This window comes from Ruegeria sp. AI3 (assembly GCF_056541245.1).
In genome coordinates this window covers 644,336-658,377 of sequence record NZ_JBQFYA010000001.1, presented here as the reverse complement: position 1 = coordinate 658,377, position 14,042 = coordinate 644,336, and the positions used below count along the sequence as shown (strand labels likewise).

Sequence of the window (14,042 nt, the reverse complement as noted above, 5' to 3'; positions counted from 1 at the left end):
GTTTTCCCGAATTCTAACTTTCACTTTATTAAATCAAGCATCCCGCCCGTGCCAAGCCCCCAATCGCAAGATCGGCAAAATTTCACCAAATTGTCGTATGGAAAACGGGGGCTAGATCCCCAGCCGATCCCGCATCGCGTACCATGTCATCGCCAGCACCAGCAGAGGGCTGCGCAGGGCCGGACCACCGGGAAAGGGCAGGGCCGGGACACGGGCCATTGTATCGAACCCTTCGGCCTGCCCTTGGATGGCCAATGCCATCAGTTGACCGGCATGTGTTGCGGTGCCGACGCCATGGCCGGAATAGCCAGAGGCGGACAGGATATTCGGCGCAACACGCGTAAGATAAGGCATCCGCCGCATTGTAATCGCCAGAGTGCCGCCCCACGCGTAGTCGAGCCTGACGTCCCGCAGATGCGGAAAGATCTCGGTCATTGGCTTGCGCACGGTGGCGGCGATATCCGAGGGGAAACGGTAGCCATAGCTTTCGCCTCCGCCAAACAGAAGGCGCCCATCGGCGCTGAGGCGGAAGTAGTTCACCACGAATTTCGTATCCGCAACCGCGACATCCTGCGTCAGTACATGTGCGGCCTCATCCCCAAGCGGCTCCGTCGCGGCTATGAAGTTGTTGATCGGCATCACCCGCGCCGCGACCTGCCGGTTCAGCGTTCCAAGGTATCCGTTGCAAGCCAGAATGACGTGTTGGGCGCGGACATTCCCACCTTCGGTAAGAACAGTAGCCGGGTCGCCTTGTTCGATCCCTGTCACCTCGGTGCCTTCGAAAATACGCACGCCCGCGGCCTCAACAGCACGGGCCAGACCGAGCGCATAGTTCAACGGGTGCAAATGCGCCGCTCCCATGTCCAGATACCCACCCTTGTAAGCGGGTGAGGGGCAAAGGGCGTGGCCCGCCTCTTCATCCAACAGCTCGATCTGATCGTAGCCGTAGCGGTCCGACAAATGCGCGGCATGGGCGTGCAGATCGCTGCGCTCGGACGCTGACAGGCCCAGGTTGGCGATGCCAGGCTTCAGGTCGCAGTCAATTTTGTGCTTTTTAATCAGCGATTTGACCAAGGCTTTCGCATCCTCGGCCAGATCCCAAAGCTTGGTGGCGTCGTCCTGTCCGACGAGCCGCTCCAGATCCTCCTGGTCCATGCGCTGGGCGCTGCCCAACTGGCCGCCATTGCGGCCTGATGCGCCGAAGCCCACTCGGTGTGCCTCAAGCAGGACAACGTCCATCCCGGCCTCGGCCAGATGCAGCGCAGCCGACAAACCCGTATAACCGCCGCCGACGATGCAAACATCGGCGCGCGTTTCGCCTTTGAACTCAGGAAAACGCGCGAGCGGATTGGCTGTCGCGGCATACCAGCTTGCCGGATACTCGGCTTTGCTATCGTTGGAATAGAGAAGGTTCATCTCTGGTGACCCCAAAAGGCTCAGACGTTCAGCAAGAGATGTTCCCGCTCCCACGGAGAGATCACCTGCAGGAACTCTTCGTACTCGGCCCGTTTCACGATGCCATAGACGCGGGCGAATTCAGGGCCCAGTATCTCATGCAGCTCCGTGGCTCCGTCGAACAGGTCCAGAGCATTCCCCATCACCTGCGGGATATCCCCTTCGCCCTCATAGGCGTCACCGTAGAACTGCCGGCGGGGGCGTTCCTGTTGGACCAGACCCAGATAACCACAGGCCAGTGACAACGCGATCCCGAGATACGGGTTGCAGTCCATTCCAGCGATACGGTTCTCCACGCGTCGTGCTTCAGGGCCGGACAGCGGCACCCGGATACCCGTGGTGCGATTGTCCCGCGCCCATTCCAGATTGATCGGCGCGGCATGGTCTTTCACATAGCGACGGTAAGAGTTCACATACGGCGCCATCACGGCAAGACCGGCGGGCAGGTGGGTCTGCAGGCCCGCGATGAAGTGATAAAACGCGTCCGTCTCACCTCCTTGCGGACCGGAGAAGATGTTCTGGCCGGTCGCTATGTCGATGATCGAATGGTGGATGTGCATGGCCGATCCCGGCTCATCCTCGATCGGTTTCGCCATGAAGGTCGCGAAGCAATTGTGGCGCAGCGCGGCCTCGCGGATCAGGCGTTTGAAGTAGAAGACTTCATCCGCCAGCTTCACCGGATTGCCGTGGCGCAGGTTGATCTCAAGCTGGCCTGCGCCGCCTTCTTGGGTGATCCCGTCGATCTCGAACCCCTGATGTTCGGCGAAATCATAAATGTCGTCGATCACCGGACCGAATTCGTCCACGGCCGTCATGGAATAGGCCTGACGCGCGGCGGCAGGACGGCCCGAGCGGCCCATCATCGGCTCAATCGACTGCGCCGGGTCAACGTTGCGGGCGACCAGAAAGAACTCCATCTCCGGGGCGACCACCGGCTTCCAGCCCTTGTCGTGATAGAGCTGCACAACACGTTTCAGCACGTTGCGCGGGCTGTAGGGGATCGGGTTGTCGTCGCGGTCATAGGCGTCGTGGATCACCTGCAGCGTCCAGTCGCCAGTCCAAGGCGCCGCCGATGTGGTCGAGAAATCCGGTTTCAGGATCATGTCGCGTTCAATGAATCCGTCCTCACCCGCGGCTTCACCCCAGCCGCCCGTGATCGTCTGGTAGAAGATACTGTCAGGCAGGTGGAAATAGGATTGCCGCGCGAATTTCGATGCGGGAACGGCCTTGCCGCGGGCAATGCCCGGCAGGTCCGAGATTATGCACTCGACCTCATCCAGCCGATGTCCGGCGATATAGTCTTGTGCGGCCTGCGGTGCTGCGTCTGTCCAATCGGCCATCAGGCCCTCGCTTTCTTCAGAAAATCCGCCATGATCTGCGCGATCCGGGCATTATGGTCTGGTGCTGTTTGTCTGTTCGCCGCGGCTTGCATGAGGTCATCAGGCACCAACCCTTTGCCGCGCGTGCGCATCAGGCCCGAGACGAAATCGTTGGAAAATTCAGGATGCGCCTGCACGGTCCAGATCTGGTCACCATAGCGCAGCATGGCGTTTTGGCAGAAGTCATTGCTGCCGATCACCTCGGCCCCGTCCGGCACGTCCACGACCTGATCCTGATGCCATGCGTTTAGCCAGACGTTGTCGCCATCAAAGTCATATTCAGTACGTCCAACCGACCAACCACCTTGGTATTTTTCGACCTTGCCGCCCAGCGCCTGCGCGATGATCTGGTGACCAAAGCAGACACCCACCAGCGGCTTGCCGCTTTGGTGAATTTGGCGGATCAGGTCCTCAAGCGGGGGAATCCATGGCAGGTCCTCATAGGCCCCGTAGCGAGAGCCTGTGATCAGCCAGCCATCTGCGTCTTCTGCGCTGTCTGGGAAGATCCCGTCAACGACTGCGAAGGTTTTGAATTCAAACCCATGTCCGTCCAGCAACGCCGGAAACAAAGAGTCATAGTCCCCGAAATCCTGCATGAGCGCATCAGGGGTGTGGCCAGTTTGTAGAATGCCGATTTTCATAAGTCACCGAATTTGATCAAATTCAGAAATACCCGAGAGCGGGCCTTCGGGCAAGGGGGTCACACGGCCTCGAGATAGCTTAGCCAGTGTTCGTCCTCCGGGCGGTCTGCAAAACGTGCAATTTCCTGCCGTTTGGTCATCGACAGATTGCGGATCAATTCCGATGGGAAAAGCCGGGCAATGATCGGGTAGCTCTCGAACAGGTCGATGGCGGCGGACCAGTCGCCAGCAAGCTGAGGCAGACCGTCAATTTCATAAGCATTGCCCGAGATCGGGGCGGGGGGCACCATGCCGTCCTCGATGCCGACCAGTGCCGCGCCCAGAACGGCACTCAGCATCAGGTAAGGGTTGATGTCGCCGCCAGCCACGCGGTGTTCGATACGTCGGGCCACGGGGGCACCGCCCGGAATGCGTATGGCGGCGGTTCTGTTCTCATAGGCCCAGCTTGCACCGGTGGGGGCATGAGCGCTGGGCACAAGCCGCGCGTATGAATTCCCATGAGGGGCAAAGATCAGAGTGCTGGCAGGCATGGCAGCAAGGCACCCGGCCACGGCTGAGCGCAGCAGGTCGGTGCCCTCGGGCCCGCCATCGTCGAAGATGTTCCGCCCGTCTTGGTCCAGGACCGAGAAATGCACATGCATCCCGTTTCCCGCGTCCTCGGCATATGGTTTCGACATGAAGGTCGCAGCAAAACCGTGTTTTCGGGCCAAACCGCGCGTCAAAGCCTTGAAAAGCCACGTATCATCAGCGCAGCGCATGGCGTCCTGATGATTGAGGTTGATCTCGAATTGACCGATACCGCTTTCGGATATGGCGGTTTGTGCGGGGATGTCCATTGCAGCGCACCCGTCATAGAGGTCGGTGAAGAACGCCTCGAACGCGTCCATTTCGGCGACGGACAGAACCGCTTCATCCGTCAGGCGGCGACCAGTGATGGGGTTGAGAGGCGGTAACGGTTGGGGGCCGGATGCGTCAACAAGGGTGAATTCCAACTCAGTCGCCGCAACGACTGACCAGCCGCGCTGCGCGTAGCGCGACAGCACGGATGCAAGCGCATGGCGCGGGTCGCCTGAAAAGGGAACGCCGTCATCGTCATAGAGGCTCATGGGAACCAGGGCCGTCGAGGTTTCCAGCCATGGCACTGGCACAGGCCCGCGCTCGGTCGGAAGCAGGATACCATCGGCGTCACCGGTTTCGAATACGAGGGGGCTTCCGTCGATGTCCGCGCCCCATAGATCGACGTTCAAGGCCGAGAATGGCATGCGCACGGCACCCTTGCTCAGCTTGTCGGCATAGGTAGGCGGGACGCGCTTGCCTCGCATCTGACCGTTCAGGTCGCAGGCGGCAACGCGGAAATTATGCAAGGCGTTCAGGTCCATTGGGGCTGTAGCTCCTCTCGGTTATCCGAGATGTAGCGAAGCCAAACGGCCTTGTCACGAAATTTGATCAAATTTCGGCGGTAGTAAAAAGGCGTCGGCACAAATTGCGCCGACGCTCTGTTTCTTAGGATCAGACGAAGGTTACGCCGTTTTCCGCCATGGGCAGGGTCGTAACCTTCACGCCCGAAAGAGCGCGGATTGCATTCGCCAGCGCCGGGGCGGACGGAGGCGTGCCCGGCTCGCCGACGCCCGTGGGCGCTGCGGCTGATGGAACGATATGGACGTCAATCGCCTGGATGTCACCAATCCGCAGAGGCTCGTAATCCGGGAAATTGAACTGGTCTACTGCGCCGCTGGTCAGCGTGATCTGGTCGCGCATGACGTGACCAATGCCATAGCCGACACCACCTTCGATCTGTGCTTTGACCACATCGGGGTTCACCGCGATGCCGCAATCAACGGCACAGGTGACTTTTTCGATGCGAACTCCGCTATCCAAATCGCCGGACACCTCGACTACTTCGGCCACATAGGAGCCAAAGGACTTGTGGACCGCGATGCCTTGCGCGCGCCCGGCTGGAGCGTTGCCCCATCCGGCCTTCTCAATCGCCAGCTTCAAAACTCCGGCTTTGCGGGCCTGATCTGCGTTGCTGTCATCGCTTAGATGCGCCAGGCGGAACTCGACCGGGTCACGACCGGCGGCCTCGGCGGCCAGGTCCATCATGGCCTCCATCGCATAGGCCGTATGGGTGTGCCCGACCGAACGCCACCACAATACAGTCGTCGCTTTCGGTGTATCCGTCAGACCCACGGCCATGCCGGGGATGGCGTAGGGGCTGTCAGAAACCCCTTCGACCGAGCTGTGGTCGATGCCGTCATGCACCAGGACGGCTTCAAACGGCGTACCTTTGATGACCGATTGACCGGCGATTTGATGGTGCCATCCGACGATATTCCCTTCGCCATCCAGACCAACACGCACTTTGTGACCAAAGGCAGGGCGGTAGTAGCCGCTGCGAATGTCATCTTCACGTGTCCAGACCAGTTTGACCGGGCGAGAGCGGTCGGTGACCACGAAGGCCAGCGCGGCCTCGACCTGATAGTCCGCATCAGGTGTCGCACGGCGTCCAAAGGACCCGCCTGCCAGCATGGTGTTGATGTGAATCTTCTCGGCCGGAAGTTCAAATATCTGCTGGTAGGCCATATGTGGGCCGGTCGGCATCTGCGCGCCATCATGCAGGACAATGTCGCCCTCTGCAGTCTGTTCGATGGTGCAGTTCAGCGGTTCCATCGGCGCATGGGCCAGAAGCGGGAAGTAGAAGGTCCGCTCAACCACAGTGTCAGCGCCGTCGATAGCGGCAGAGACGGCGGCAAAATCGGCCTTGTTGACGTTGTAGGTCGGCTCGGCATCGAGCGCGTCCATGATCTCGGCCTTGATCTGATCCGAGTCGCGAGTTTCAGCGCCCGACATATCCCATTCGACCTCAAGCGCATCACGCGCCTGAATCGCGGCCCAGGTGTTTTCCGCGTAGACAGCGACACCCGCTTGGTTGGGTAGAACCGCGGCACTGATGTAGCCTTTGACCTCTTTCGAGGCGCTATCGTCAAACCCTAGCGCAATTCCGCCTTTGGATTCAGGGCGTTTGATCATGGCGATCATCTGATTGGGAAGGTGAACGTCCATGGCATACATGGCCTGACCATTGCCCTTGATCGCCGAATCCTTACGCCGAACGGCTTCGTTTCCGATCAGGCGGAACTCGGACGGGTCCTTCAGGCGCGGCTCGGACGGAGCGTCCAGCTGAGCGGCTGCGGCCACGAATTCGGCAATCGGAGCGGACTTGTCGCCGGATTTGACAATGCCTTCTTCGATTGTGATGCCCGATGCGTCGACGCCCCAGCTTTGGGCCGCCGCGTTGATCAGCATCTCGCGTGCGGCAGCACCGGCCTGACGGTATTGCAACCACGAATTCGCCATCGCGGTCGACCCGCCCGTGCCCTGGAACGGTCCGAACAGCAGGTTGTTGTAGACGTTGGGATCAGAGGGCGCGAATTCGTATTCGATCTGGTCCATCGTCAGGCCGATTTCTTCGGCGATCAGCGTGGGTAGGCCGGTCGCAGGGCCCTGACCCTTCTCAAAGTGCTTGACGATGGCGGTCACGGTGCCATCCGCGTCGATCTTCACGAACGGGTTGAACTGAGCGGTCTCGGACGAAGCAGCCGCCAGCGCGCCATCCGGACGCGCGCCAACCAGCAGGACGGCACCAGCAGCAGCGGCGCCTTTCAGAAATCCACGGCGAGAGGTGTTGATGGTCATGGATCAGGCCTCCAGAATTTCAGATGCGCGCTGGATGCCGGCGCGGATACGTTGATAGGTGGCACAGCGGCAGGCATTGCCGTACATGTATGCGTCGATCTCTTCAGCGCTGGGCTTGGGGTTCTCAGCCAGCAGGCCAACGGCCGACATTACTTGACCCGACTGGCAGTAGCCGCACTGTACCACGTCTAGCTCGACCCAGGCCTGTTGGACAGCTGCGCCGATCTTGTCCTCACCGACGGCTTCGATTGTGGTGATCTCGGCGTCTTCGACGTCTTCGATATAGGTCTGACACGAGCGGACGGGCTCGCCATTCAGATGCACGGTGCAGGCGCCGCAAGATGCGACACCGCAGCCAAATTTGGTTCCGGTGAGCTTCAGCTCATCCCGGATCACCCAGAGCAGGGGCGTGCCGGGTTCGGCGTCGACAGTATGCGTCTCGCCGTTCAGTTTCAGATTGATGGCCATGAGGGGACACTCCGTGTTGGCTTGCTACCTGAGTCGGTAAACTGGCGGGTTTACATGTGGCACAGAAAGTCGCGCCTGTAAACTCCCGCGTTTACCTAGTGTTTGACCCGGCGCGGTCAATGGGTCTATAGCAATGGAATGAATGAGATCAGCGCACCCAATGCGTCCAAATATGCACAGATCATCGAAGCTGCCGTGGCCGAATTCCAGGAAAAGGGGTTCGCGGCGGCCAGCATGGATCGTATTTCGCGCCAGGCCGAGGTGTCCAAGCGGACGCTTTATAAGTATTTCGAAAGCAAGGAAAATCTGTTCCGCTCAATCGTGGCGGAACTATCCAGTCGCTTTGCGGAAGTGCTTGAGATCAGGTACGAAAAAGGGCGCGATGTTCGCGAACAACTGACTGAGCTGGCCTGGGCCGAGGGGCGCATTCTGATGCTGCCCGATGTGATGGCCATGTCCCGCATGGTGATCAGCGAAATCCTGCGCAACCCTACGTTGGCCGAACAAGCGCAGGGCAAGCTGGACAAGACGGCCTCGTTCATCGACATGCTGCGTGAGGCCGCCGCGGACGGGCAATTGAAGATCGACGACCCCGAACAGGCCGGTCGTGAATTCATCGGCCTGATCAAGGCGCGGGCGTTCTGGCCGCTGTTGTTCTCAGGCACGGTTCTCAGCCATCAGGAAATGGCGGACACGATCAACAACAGCGTCGAGATGATGATGCGCAGATACGGCCCGGACACTGCGTAGTGTTCAAGGCCGTACGGCGGACAAACCGGCCCCTACATGCCGTTGCGCGGGATCACGTGATTCCATTCCGTTTTGAAGAACAGCGAGTCTCCGTCCCAGCATTCGACCGTGGCGTTCAACACGAAATCGGTTGCCGTGGCCGTCTGCTGAGACCAGGTCTTGATACGTGCATCCCAATCGCCACGCTCAAAGCGGGTTTCCTGCCGCATGGTCGCGATCGCGGATAGGGGGTCATCGGGCAGGATGGAGTAAATCCGCTCGGACATGTCGGAAATCTCGGTCCCTGTTTCCAGCACCTTCTTTGACGACGGCCCCATGACGCCGCCACCGATGAAGACACGTTCCGTCAGTCTGCCAGTGTGGGTGTCTCGAGTCAGCGTCGTCTCGGACCCGCCCTGACCTCTGGTCGAGGTCTCGGGTACCGAACCCGGGGCCGGAACCGGAAGGTCCCGAGGGGTCGGCGCATCCGGCGCATTTGTGCGAACGGGCAACGACAAGGCCGAGGAGCCGGGCACGACAGTCGCGCAAACCGGATTCGGGGCGGGCCACAAGATGGGCCAATAGGCGGTCGCAAGCTGCACCATGATCCGGTGACCGACAGGAACGTTGTAGCCGATGGCGTGCAACTGGATCGAGATCTCCATCTCTTCTCCTGGCACGACCGGGGTTGGTTCTGTGTCACTTTCGCGGTGCATCAGGTTAAAGAACCCGCGTGAGATCAGGGTCTGCGCGCCGTCGGGGGCTTCATCAATCAGCAAGGCCGCGACAAAGGCCTGAGGTTGGTCGACACTGACCTGCAACGCGATTTCAGGTTGGCCCAGAATGTCCACCGATGACTCCAGCGTGTCACTGCGGAACACCATCGCCCCAGCGGCGTCGATCCGACAATCCAGAGGCAAATCGCCCGGAATACCGAAAGAACACATGACCCCACCGGCCGAGCCGAACGTCTGCGGAGAGGTGATCTGCATCGGCGCGCCTGTTTGCGCCTGTGCGTCGAGCGACCCCGCGTTCAGCCAATAGGTTTCACTCGAAACATTGGGCGAGGGCCAACTGGGCTCCTCGACCCAGCGCCCGGGGCGGTGCGTTTGCGTTCCAGCGGGGCGCATGCTGTCCATCATGTATAGGTGCAGCGGTGGCTCCTCCTCGATCCCGGTGTCGATCCCCTTCAGCCAATAGTCCCAGAACCGCAGAACCTCGGCGATGAAATCGACCTGAGGGGTGGGCTTTCCTTCATGCGGGTAGAGATGCGACCACGGGCCCATCATCACCTTGACCGGCACATTCAGCTGTTCCGAAATACGGAACGGCGTGTCGCGATACAGGTCTGCCCAGCCGCCGAAATAATAGACGGGCACATTGACTGCGTCATAGTCCTCGCAGATCGAGCCACGTCGCCACATCTCGTCATGGGTCTGATGTTCCAGCCACATGGCGGGCCAGAACTCCATCGCCTCAAGGCGTTCACGCCAGAGGTCGCGCCACTTGTCCTCGCCCACGATTTCGGGGTCCGGAGGGAAGGCGTTCAGCAATTGCATGATCGATCCCCACCAGAAATTGTCGCCGGCCAGGACGCCTCCGTAGAAATGGATGTCTTCGCGCCAGCGGTCGTCGCAGCCCATCACCGGCGCGATTGCTTTCAGCGCAGGGGGGCGTTTGGCGGCCACCTGAAATGAGTTGTAGGCCCCCCAGCTTTTGCCAAACATACCGACATTGCCGTCGCACCACGGCTGTTCGGCCAGCCACGCGATGACATCAACGCCGTCCTGCGTTTCCTGGTGCGAGTATTCATCCTCGGCCAGCCCACCGCTATCGCCGTTGCCGCGAATATCGACCCGGATGGAGGCATAGCCCGCCTCGGCAAAGCGCGGATGCATGGTTTCATCGCGCAGGCGCGTGCGATCTCGGCGACGATAGGGGATGTACTCTAGCAGACAGGGGACAGGATTCTCACGCGCATTGGGTGGTAACCACAAACGCGCGGCCAATTGCGTGCCATCGGGCATCGGAATCCAGACGGTTTCGATCACCTCTACGCTGTTCATGGCCGGGTCCTTCCTGTTGTTTTGGCTTGCGTTTCTCTCAAGCACGTTCGTCGCGTCGCCGCTTTTGGTCGTATGAAACGCACAACCCGTTCAGCGCGCAAGCGAATAGGAGGCTTCGGGCTGCAAAATGTGACTCAAGTTTGCCGTTCCGCTGTGATAGCCACACGCAGGCACAGACCGGGATTTGTCAGGTGACAGAGAAAAACGTGAAAAACTTGGACCGAGCAGCGCGTTTAAGCGTGGCACCCATGATGGACTGGACCGACCGCCATTGCCGGTTTCTGCATCGGCTGCTGAGTGAGCAGACGCTGCTTTACACCGAGATGGTCACTGCGCCCGCGCTGGTGCGTGGTGGGGCGCTGCATCTGCTAGACTATAGCCCACAGGAACATCCCGTTGCATTGCAGCTTGGCGGCTCGGACCCAGAGGAACTGGCGCAGGCCGCGCGGCTTGGGGCCGAAGCTGGGTATGATGAGATCAACCTGAATTGCGGCTGCCCCTCGGATCGGGTGCAATCGGGCACGTTTGGGGCTGTGTTGATGAAAGACCCCGCGCGTGTCGCCGACTGCGTGGCCGCCATGCGTGCGGCCGTCTCGGTCGATGTGACCGTCAAATGCCGGATTGGCGTGGATGATCAGGAACCGCGCGACGTGCTGCCGGACTTTCTGGACAAGATACAGCAGGCCGGGTGCCGACGGGTGACGATCCACGCGCGCAAGGCGTGGCTACAGGGGCTCAGCCCGAAAGAGAACCGCGATATCCCTCCGCTCGACTATGACCTCGTTCATCAGATGAAGGCTGATTTCGCGGATCTTCACATTTCGATCAATGGCGGCATCACCTCGTTGGACGAGGCGCAGACGCATCTGGAGGCCGGGCTGGACGGGGTGATGATTGGACGGGCGGCCTATCATCAGCCTTCTGACATCCTCTCCGAAGCGGATATGCGAATTTACCAGAGCGGCAACGCTCGGGACCCGATCGAAGTGGCCCGGCAAATGGTGCCCTATATCGAGCAGCACCTTGTCAACGGAGGGCGTTTGCACCAGATCACGCGGCATATGCTTGGCCTCTTTGCCGGTCGCCCCGGCGCACGGGCTTGGCGGCGCGCGCTGTCAGAAGGGGCGGTGCGGGATGGGGCAGGGCCCGAAGTGATGCTGAAGGCGCTCGATCACGTGGCGCCTCTGGCCGAGGTTTGAACGAATGAAGCCCGGTCTCTGACCGGTTTGGGGGGAAGATGCCCGAGACGATGTTGCTGGCCCAGATGCTGGGCCTTTTGCTTGTAATTGGCGCACTTGCGGGCGTTTTGGCAGGGCTGCTCGGCGTTGGCGGAGGCATCGTGCTTGTGCCCGCGTTTTTCTATGCGTTCCAAACGCTTGGATATGGTGGGCCGCAGTTGATGCAGCTATGTCTGGCGACCTCGCTGGCGACGATAATCGTAACCTCGATCCGGTCGGTGCTGGCCCATAACAAGAAAGGCGCAGTCGATTGGCAGATCCTGCGAGGCTGGGGGCCTGGCATCGTCGTAGGGGCGGTTGTTGGCGTGCTGGTCGCCTCGGCCCTGCGGACTGAAGCCTTGCAGGCGCTGTTCGGCGTTCTGGGCATGGTGATTGGTGCGTATCTGGGCTTTGGTCGCTCGGAATGGCGTTTAGGGGATGCGATGCCCAAGGGGATCAAGCGCGCGGTTCTGTCCCCATCCGTGGGCTTCCTGTCTGTGCTTATGGGGATCGGAGGCGGCAGTTTCGGCGTCCCCCTCATGAGCCTTTACAACACGCCCATCCACCGGGCTGTGGCAACGGCTGCAGGGTTCGGAGTGATCATCGCCGTGCCATCTGTATTGGGTTTTCTCTTTCTGGAGATTGCCCCTGAACACAGGCCTCCGCTGACGATCGGGGCCGTGAACTTGGTGGCCTTCGGGATAGTAGTCGCGATGACGATGATCACCGCCCCGTGGGGCGTTAAACTCGCTCATGCGATGGACCCGAAGCCGCTCAAGAGGGTCTTTGCACTGTTCCTGACACTGGTCGCTTTGAACATGCTGCGGAAGGCATTGGGATGGTAGAGGATTTCTGGGCGAAGGGTTGGGTCAAATTCCCGTTCGACCCCGCCCTAGCAGAATGGGTTGGGCAGGTTCTGCCCGACGCTCAGCGGTCCGCGACGGCACCTGAACATGCCGAGTGGCTGGATTGTGAGGGCACGTGGTTCATTGGCGTAGATGCCTTGCCCAATGATGAATTTGGGCAGGTTGCGTCGTCAAAACCGCTGTCCGGGTTGGCCATGGATTTCATCGCCGCGCATCTGGGCAGCTTGCCGCTGCATCCGGGGCAGGTGTCGATCATCTATCCGGGGTATCCCCGCCCTCGGAAGGGTGAAAGCGAGGCCGCCGGGCGCTACAGGCGCAATCGCGACGCGGCCCATGTGGATGGGTTGCGACCTATGGGTCCGGATCGCCGCCGTCGCGTGGATGAACCGCATGCGTGGATTTTGGGCACTCCCCTGTCGGAAGCCAGCCCCGATGCCTCGCCCATGGTGTTGTGGGAAGGTAGTCATATCCCAATGGGCGAGGCCTTTAGAGCGGCTTTTGCGGATCAGTCCCAGACCGATCTGAGCCAGGTCGACATCACCGATATATATCAGGCGACCCGCCGCGAGGTCTTCGAGACCTGCCCAAGGATCGAATTGCCTGCCAAACCCGGCGAGGCCTATCTGCTGCACCGCCATTGTCTGCATGGTGTTGCGCCATGGCCGGAGGGGGCGACCGCTGGGCCGGATGGACGGATGATTGCCTATTTCCGCCCCGAATGCGCCAACGGCGTCGCGGAGTGGATTGAAACACGCTGATGTCTCGTGAGGGAAACGGTTCCCGCGAATTACCCCAGCAGACCACGCCCACATCTGCCCGTTTCGCAACTTTTGGGCTTCAAAACCCGACCTGTCACGAAAAATGACGTGGGGTCACTTTGCGATAAGTTTATTGATTGCCGAGTCAATGAATATACAACGGAAGGCGTTTTCTTCGTCGTTCCGGCTGAAAACTCTTTAGCCAGACCGTGCCGCTGCGGGTCGCCACTCACTCACGGAACCGGCTTTCGCCTCGCTTTTTTTTCGAGGCGTGCGTCCGGCCCGCAGCAGGCACACTTAATTGATTGGTTCTTAATGTCTTTCAAAAGCTTTCTACAACGCTTTTCCAAGCTGCGAGATCACGCGCAACCCGTGACTGTCGACACCACGATGGAACGGCCTGCAAAACATCCAAGAACCAGCCGGTCCGAATACTCAGACCTGTTCAAGGAAGAACTCGCGACCCGACAACAGGGCAGGTGTTACAAATCAAAGGATGAAACCAGCGCGGTGGACTGAGCGGTCAGCTTTTCAGGCGGGCCGAACGCCCGCCGCGCCGTTTGGCGAGGCGCGGTTTACGGGCGGGCAGAGCCTCCATGATTTCGGCGCGTTCGCTGCTGTCCATACGTGACCAGCGCGCGATCTCATCAAGGGTGCGGTAACAGCCGGTGCAAATCTGCTCTGTCGGGTGGACAACACAGATTCGTACACAGGGGCTTTCGACCTCATCGCGCTGCCAAACCATGTTCGTCATTCGTGGTCTCCGA

General features: G+C 60.2%; 12 protein-coding genes. 4 read left to right on the top strand and 8 right to left on the bottom strand.

Going from position 1 to position 14,042, the window contains the following annotated elements; translation table 11 throughout:
- Nucleotides 1–111: 111 nt before the first annotated feature.
- From ACRZ95_RS03240 to ACRZ95_RS03215, 6 genes are all read right to left on the bottom strand, one after another.
- The gene (locus tag ACRZ95_RS03240) at nucleotides 112–1,416 is read right to left on the bottom strand and encodes an NAD(P)/FAD-dependent oxidoreductase (protein WP_170676710.1); all 1,305 of its coding nucleotides are present in this window, start codon (nucleotides 1,414–1,416) and stop codon (nucleotides 112–114) included.
- 20 nt (nucleotides 1,417–1,436) lie between these two features.
- Nucleotides 1,437–2,795, bottom strand: coding sequence for a glutamine synthetase family protein (locus tag ACRZ95_RS03235; RefSeq protein ID WP_170676547.1), 1,359 nt, complete (start codon nucleotides 2,793–2,795; stop codon nucleotides 1,437–1,439).
- A complete protein-coding gene (locus ACRZ95_RS03230) occupies nucleotides 2,795–3,475 on the bottom strand; it encodes a type 1 glutamine amidotransferase (RefSeq protein WP_170676545.1) in 681 nt (226 codons plus the stop codon). Before ACRZ95_RS03230 ends, ACRZ95_RS03235 begins: the two co-directional genes overlap by 1 nt.
- Nucleotides 3,476–3,534: 59 nt before the next feature.
- Nucleotides 3,535–4,854 (bottom strand): glutamine synthetase family protein, encoded by a 1,320-nt coding sequence (locus ACRZ95_RS03225; protein WP_170676543.1) that lies wholly within the window; start codon nucleotides 4,852–4,854, stop codon nucleotides 3,535–3,537.
- Nucleotides 4,855–4,984: 130 nt separating this feature from the next.
- On the bottom strand, nucleotides 4,985–7,171 hold the full coding sequence (locus ACRZ95_RS03220) for a xanthine dehydrogenase family protein molybdopterin-binding subunit (RefSeq protein WP_170676541.1): 2,187 nt from the start codon (nucleotides 7,169–7,171) through the stop codon (nucleotides 4,985–4,987).
- Between the two features lie 3 nt (nucleotides 7,172–7,174).
- Nucleotides 7,175–7,639, bottom strand: a complete 465-nt coding sequence (locus ACRZ95_RS03215; RefSeq protein WP_170374105.1) for a (2Fe-2S)-binding protein — start codon at nucleotides 7,637–7,639, stop codon at nucleotides 7,175–7,177.
- Nucleotides 7,640–7,777: 138 nt separating this feature from the next.
- Between ACRZ95_RS03215 and ACRZ95_RS03210 the strand changes: the two genes are divergently transcribed.
- Nucleotides 7,778–8,389 (top strand): TetR/AcrR family transcriptional regulator, encoded by a 612-nt coding sequence (locus ACRZ95_RS03210; RefSeq protein WP_170488757.1) that lies wholly within the window; start codon nucleotides 7,778–7,780, stop codon nucleotides 8,387–8,389.
- Between the two features lie 32 nt (nucleotides 8,390–8,421).
- Here the strand turns inward: ACRZ95_RS03210 and ACRZ95_RS03205 are convergent, their stop codons facing one another.
- The gene (locus ACRZ95_RS03205; RefSeq protein ID WP_480554501.1) at nucleotides 8,422–10,479 is read right to left on the bottom strand and encodes a CocE/NonD family hydrolase; all 2,058 of its coding nucleotides are present in this window, start codon (nucleotides 10,477–10,479) and stop codon (nucleotides 8,422–8,424) included.
- A gap of 146 nt (nucleotides 10,480–10,625) precedes the next feature.
- Here ACRZ95_RS03205 and dusA point away from each other — a divergent pair, with 146 nt between their 5' ends.
- Genes dusA through ACRZ95_RS03190 form a run of 3 tightly spaced genes read left to right on the top strand, consistent with a single transcriptional unit; the run spans nucleotide 10,626 to nucleotide 13,275 of the window.
- Complete coding sequence (gene dusA, locus ACRZ95_RS03200) at nucleotides 10,626–11,633, top strand: tRNA dihydrouridine(20/20a) synthase DusA (RefSeq protein WP_170676537.1); 1,008 nt, start codon at nucleotides 10,626–10,628, stop codon at nucleotides 11,631–11,633.
- 38 nt (nucleotides 11,634–11,671) lie between these two features.
- A complete protein-coding gene (locus tag ACRZ95_RS03195) occupies nucleotides 11,672–12,496 on the top strand; it encodes a sulfite exporter TauE/SafE family protein (RefSeq protein WP_170676535.1) in 825 nt (274 codons plus the stop codon).
- Entirely contained in the window at nucleotides 12,490–13,275 is a 786-nt protein-coding gene (locus ACRZ95_RS03190) for a hypothetical protein (protein ID WP_170676533.1), read from the top strand. Before ACRZ95_RS03195 ends, ACRZ95_RS03190 begins: the two co-directional genes overlap by 7 nt.
- Nucleotides 13,276–13,798: 523 nt before the next feature.
- Here the strand turns inward: ACRZ95_RS03190 and ACRZ95_RS03185 are convergent.
- Complete coding sequence (locus ACRZ95_RS03185) at nucleotides 13,799–14,029, bottom strand: DUF1289 domain-containing protein (protein WP_170374099.1); 231 nt, start codon at nucleotides 14,027–14,029, stop codon at nucleotides 13,799–13,801.
- Nucleotides 14,030–14,042: the final 13 nt, after the last annotated feature.

Coding starts and splice junctions, on each gene's coding strand:
- ACRZ95_RS03220 (WP_170676541.1), bottom strand. CDS start 7,171: ATGACCATCAACACCTCTCGCCGTGGATTTCTGAAAGGCGCCGCTGCT.
- ACRZ95_RS03240 (WP_170676710.1), bottom strand. CDS start 1,416: ATGAACCTTCTCTATTCCAACGATAGCAAAGCCGAGTATCCGGCAAGC.
- ACRZ95_RS03215 (WP_170374105.1), bottom strand. CDS start 7,639: ATGGCCATCAATCTGAAACTGAACGGCGAGACGCATACTGTCGACGCC.
- ACRZ95_RS03230 (WP_170676545.1), bottom strand. CDS start 3,475: ATGAAAATCGGCATTCTACAAACTGGCCACACCCCTGATGCGCTCATG.
- ACRZ95_RS03225 (WP_170676543.1), bottom strand. CDS start 4,854: ATGGACCTGAACGCCTTGCATAATTTCCGCGTTGCCGCCTGCGACCTG.
- ACRZ95_RS03190 (WP_170676533.1), top strand. CDS start 12,490: ATGGTAGAGGATTTCTGGGCGAAGGGTTGGGTCAAATTCCCGTTCGAC.
- ACRZ95_RS03210 (WP_170488757.1), top strand. CDS start 7,778: ATGAATGAGATCAGCGCACCCAATGCGTCCAAATATGCACAGATCATC.
- ACRZ95_RS03235 (WP_170676547.1), bottom strand. CDS start 2,795: ATGGCCGATTGGACAGACGCAGCACCGCAGGCCGCACAAGACTATATC.
- ACRZ95_RS03185 (WP_170374099.1), bottom strand. CDS start 14,029: ATGACGAACATGGTTTGGCAGCGCGATGAGGTCGAAAGCCCCTGTGTA.
- ACRZ95_RS03195 (WP_170676535.1), top strand. CDS start 11,672: ATGCCCGAGACGATGTTGCTGGCCCAGATGCTGGGCCTTTTGCTTGTA.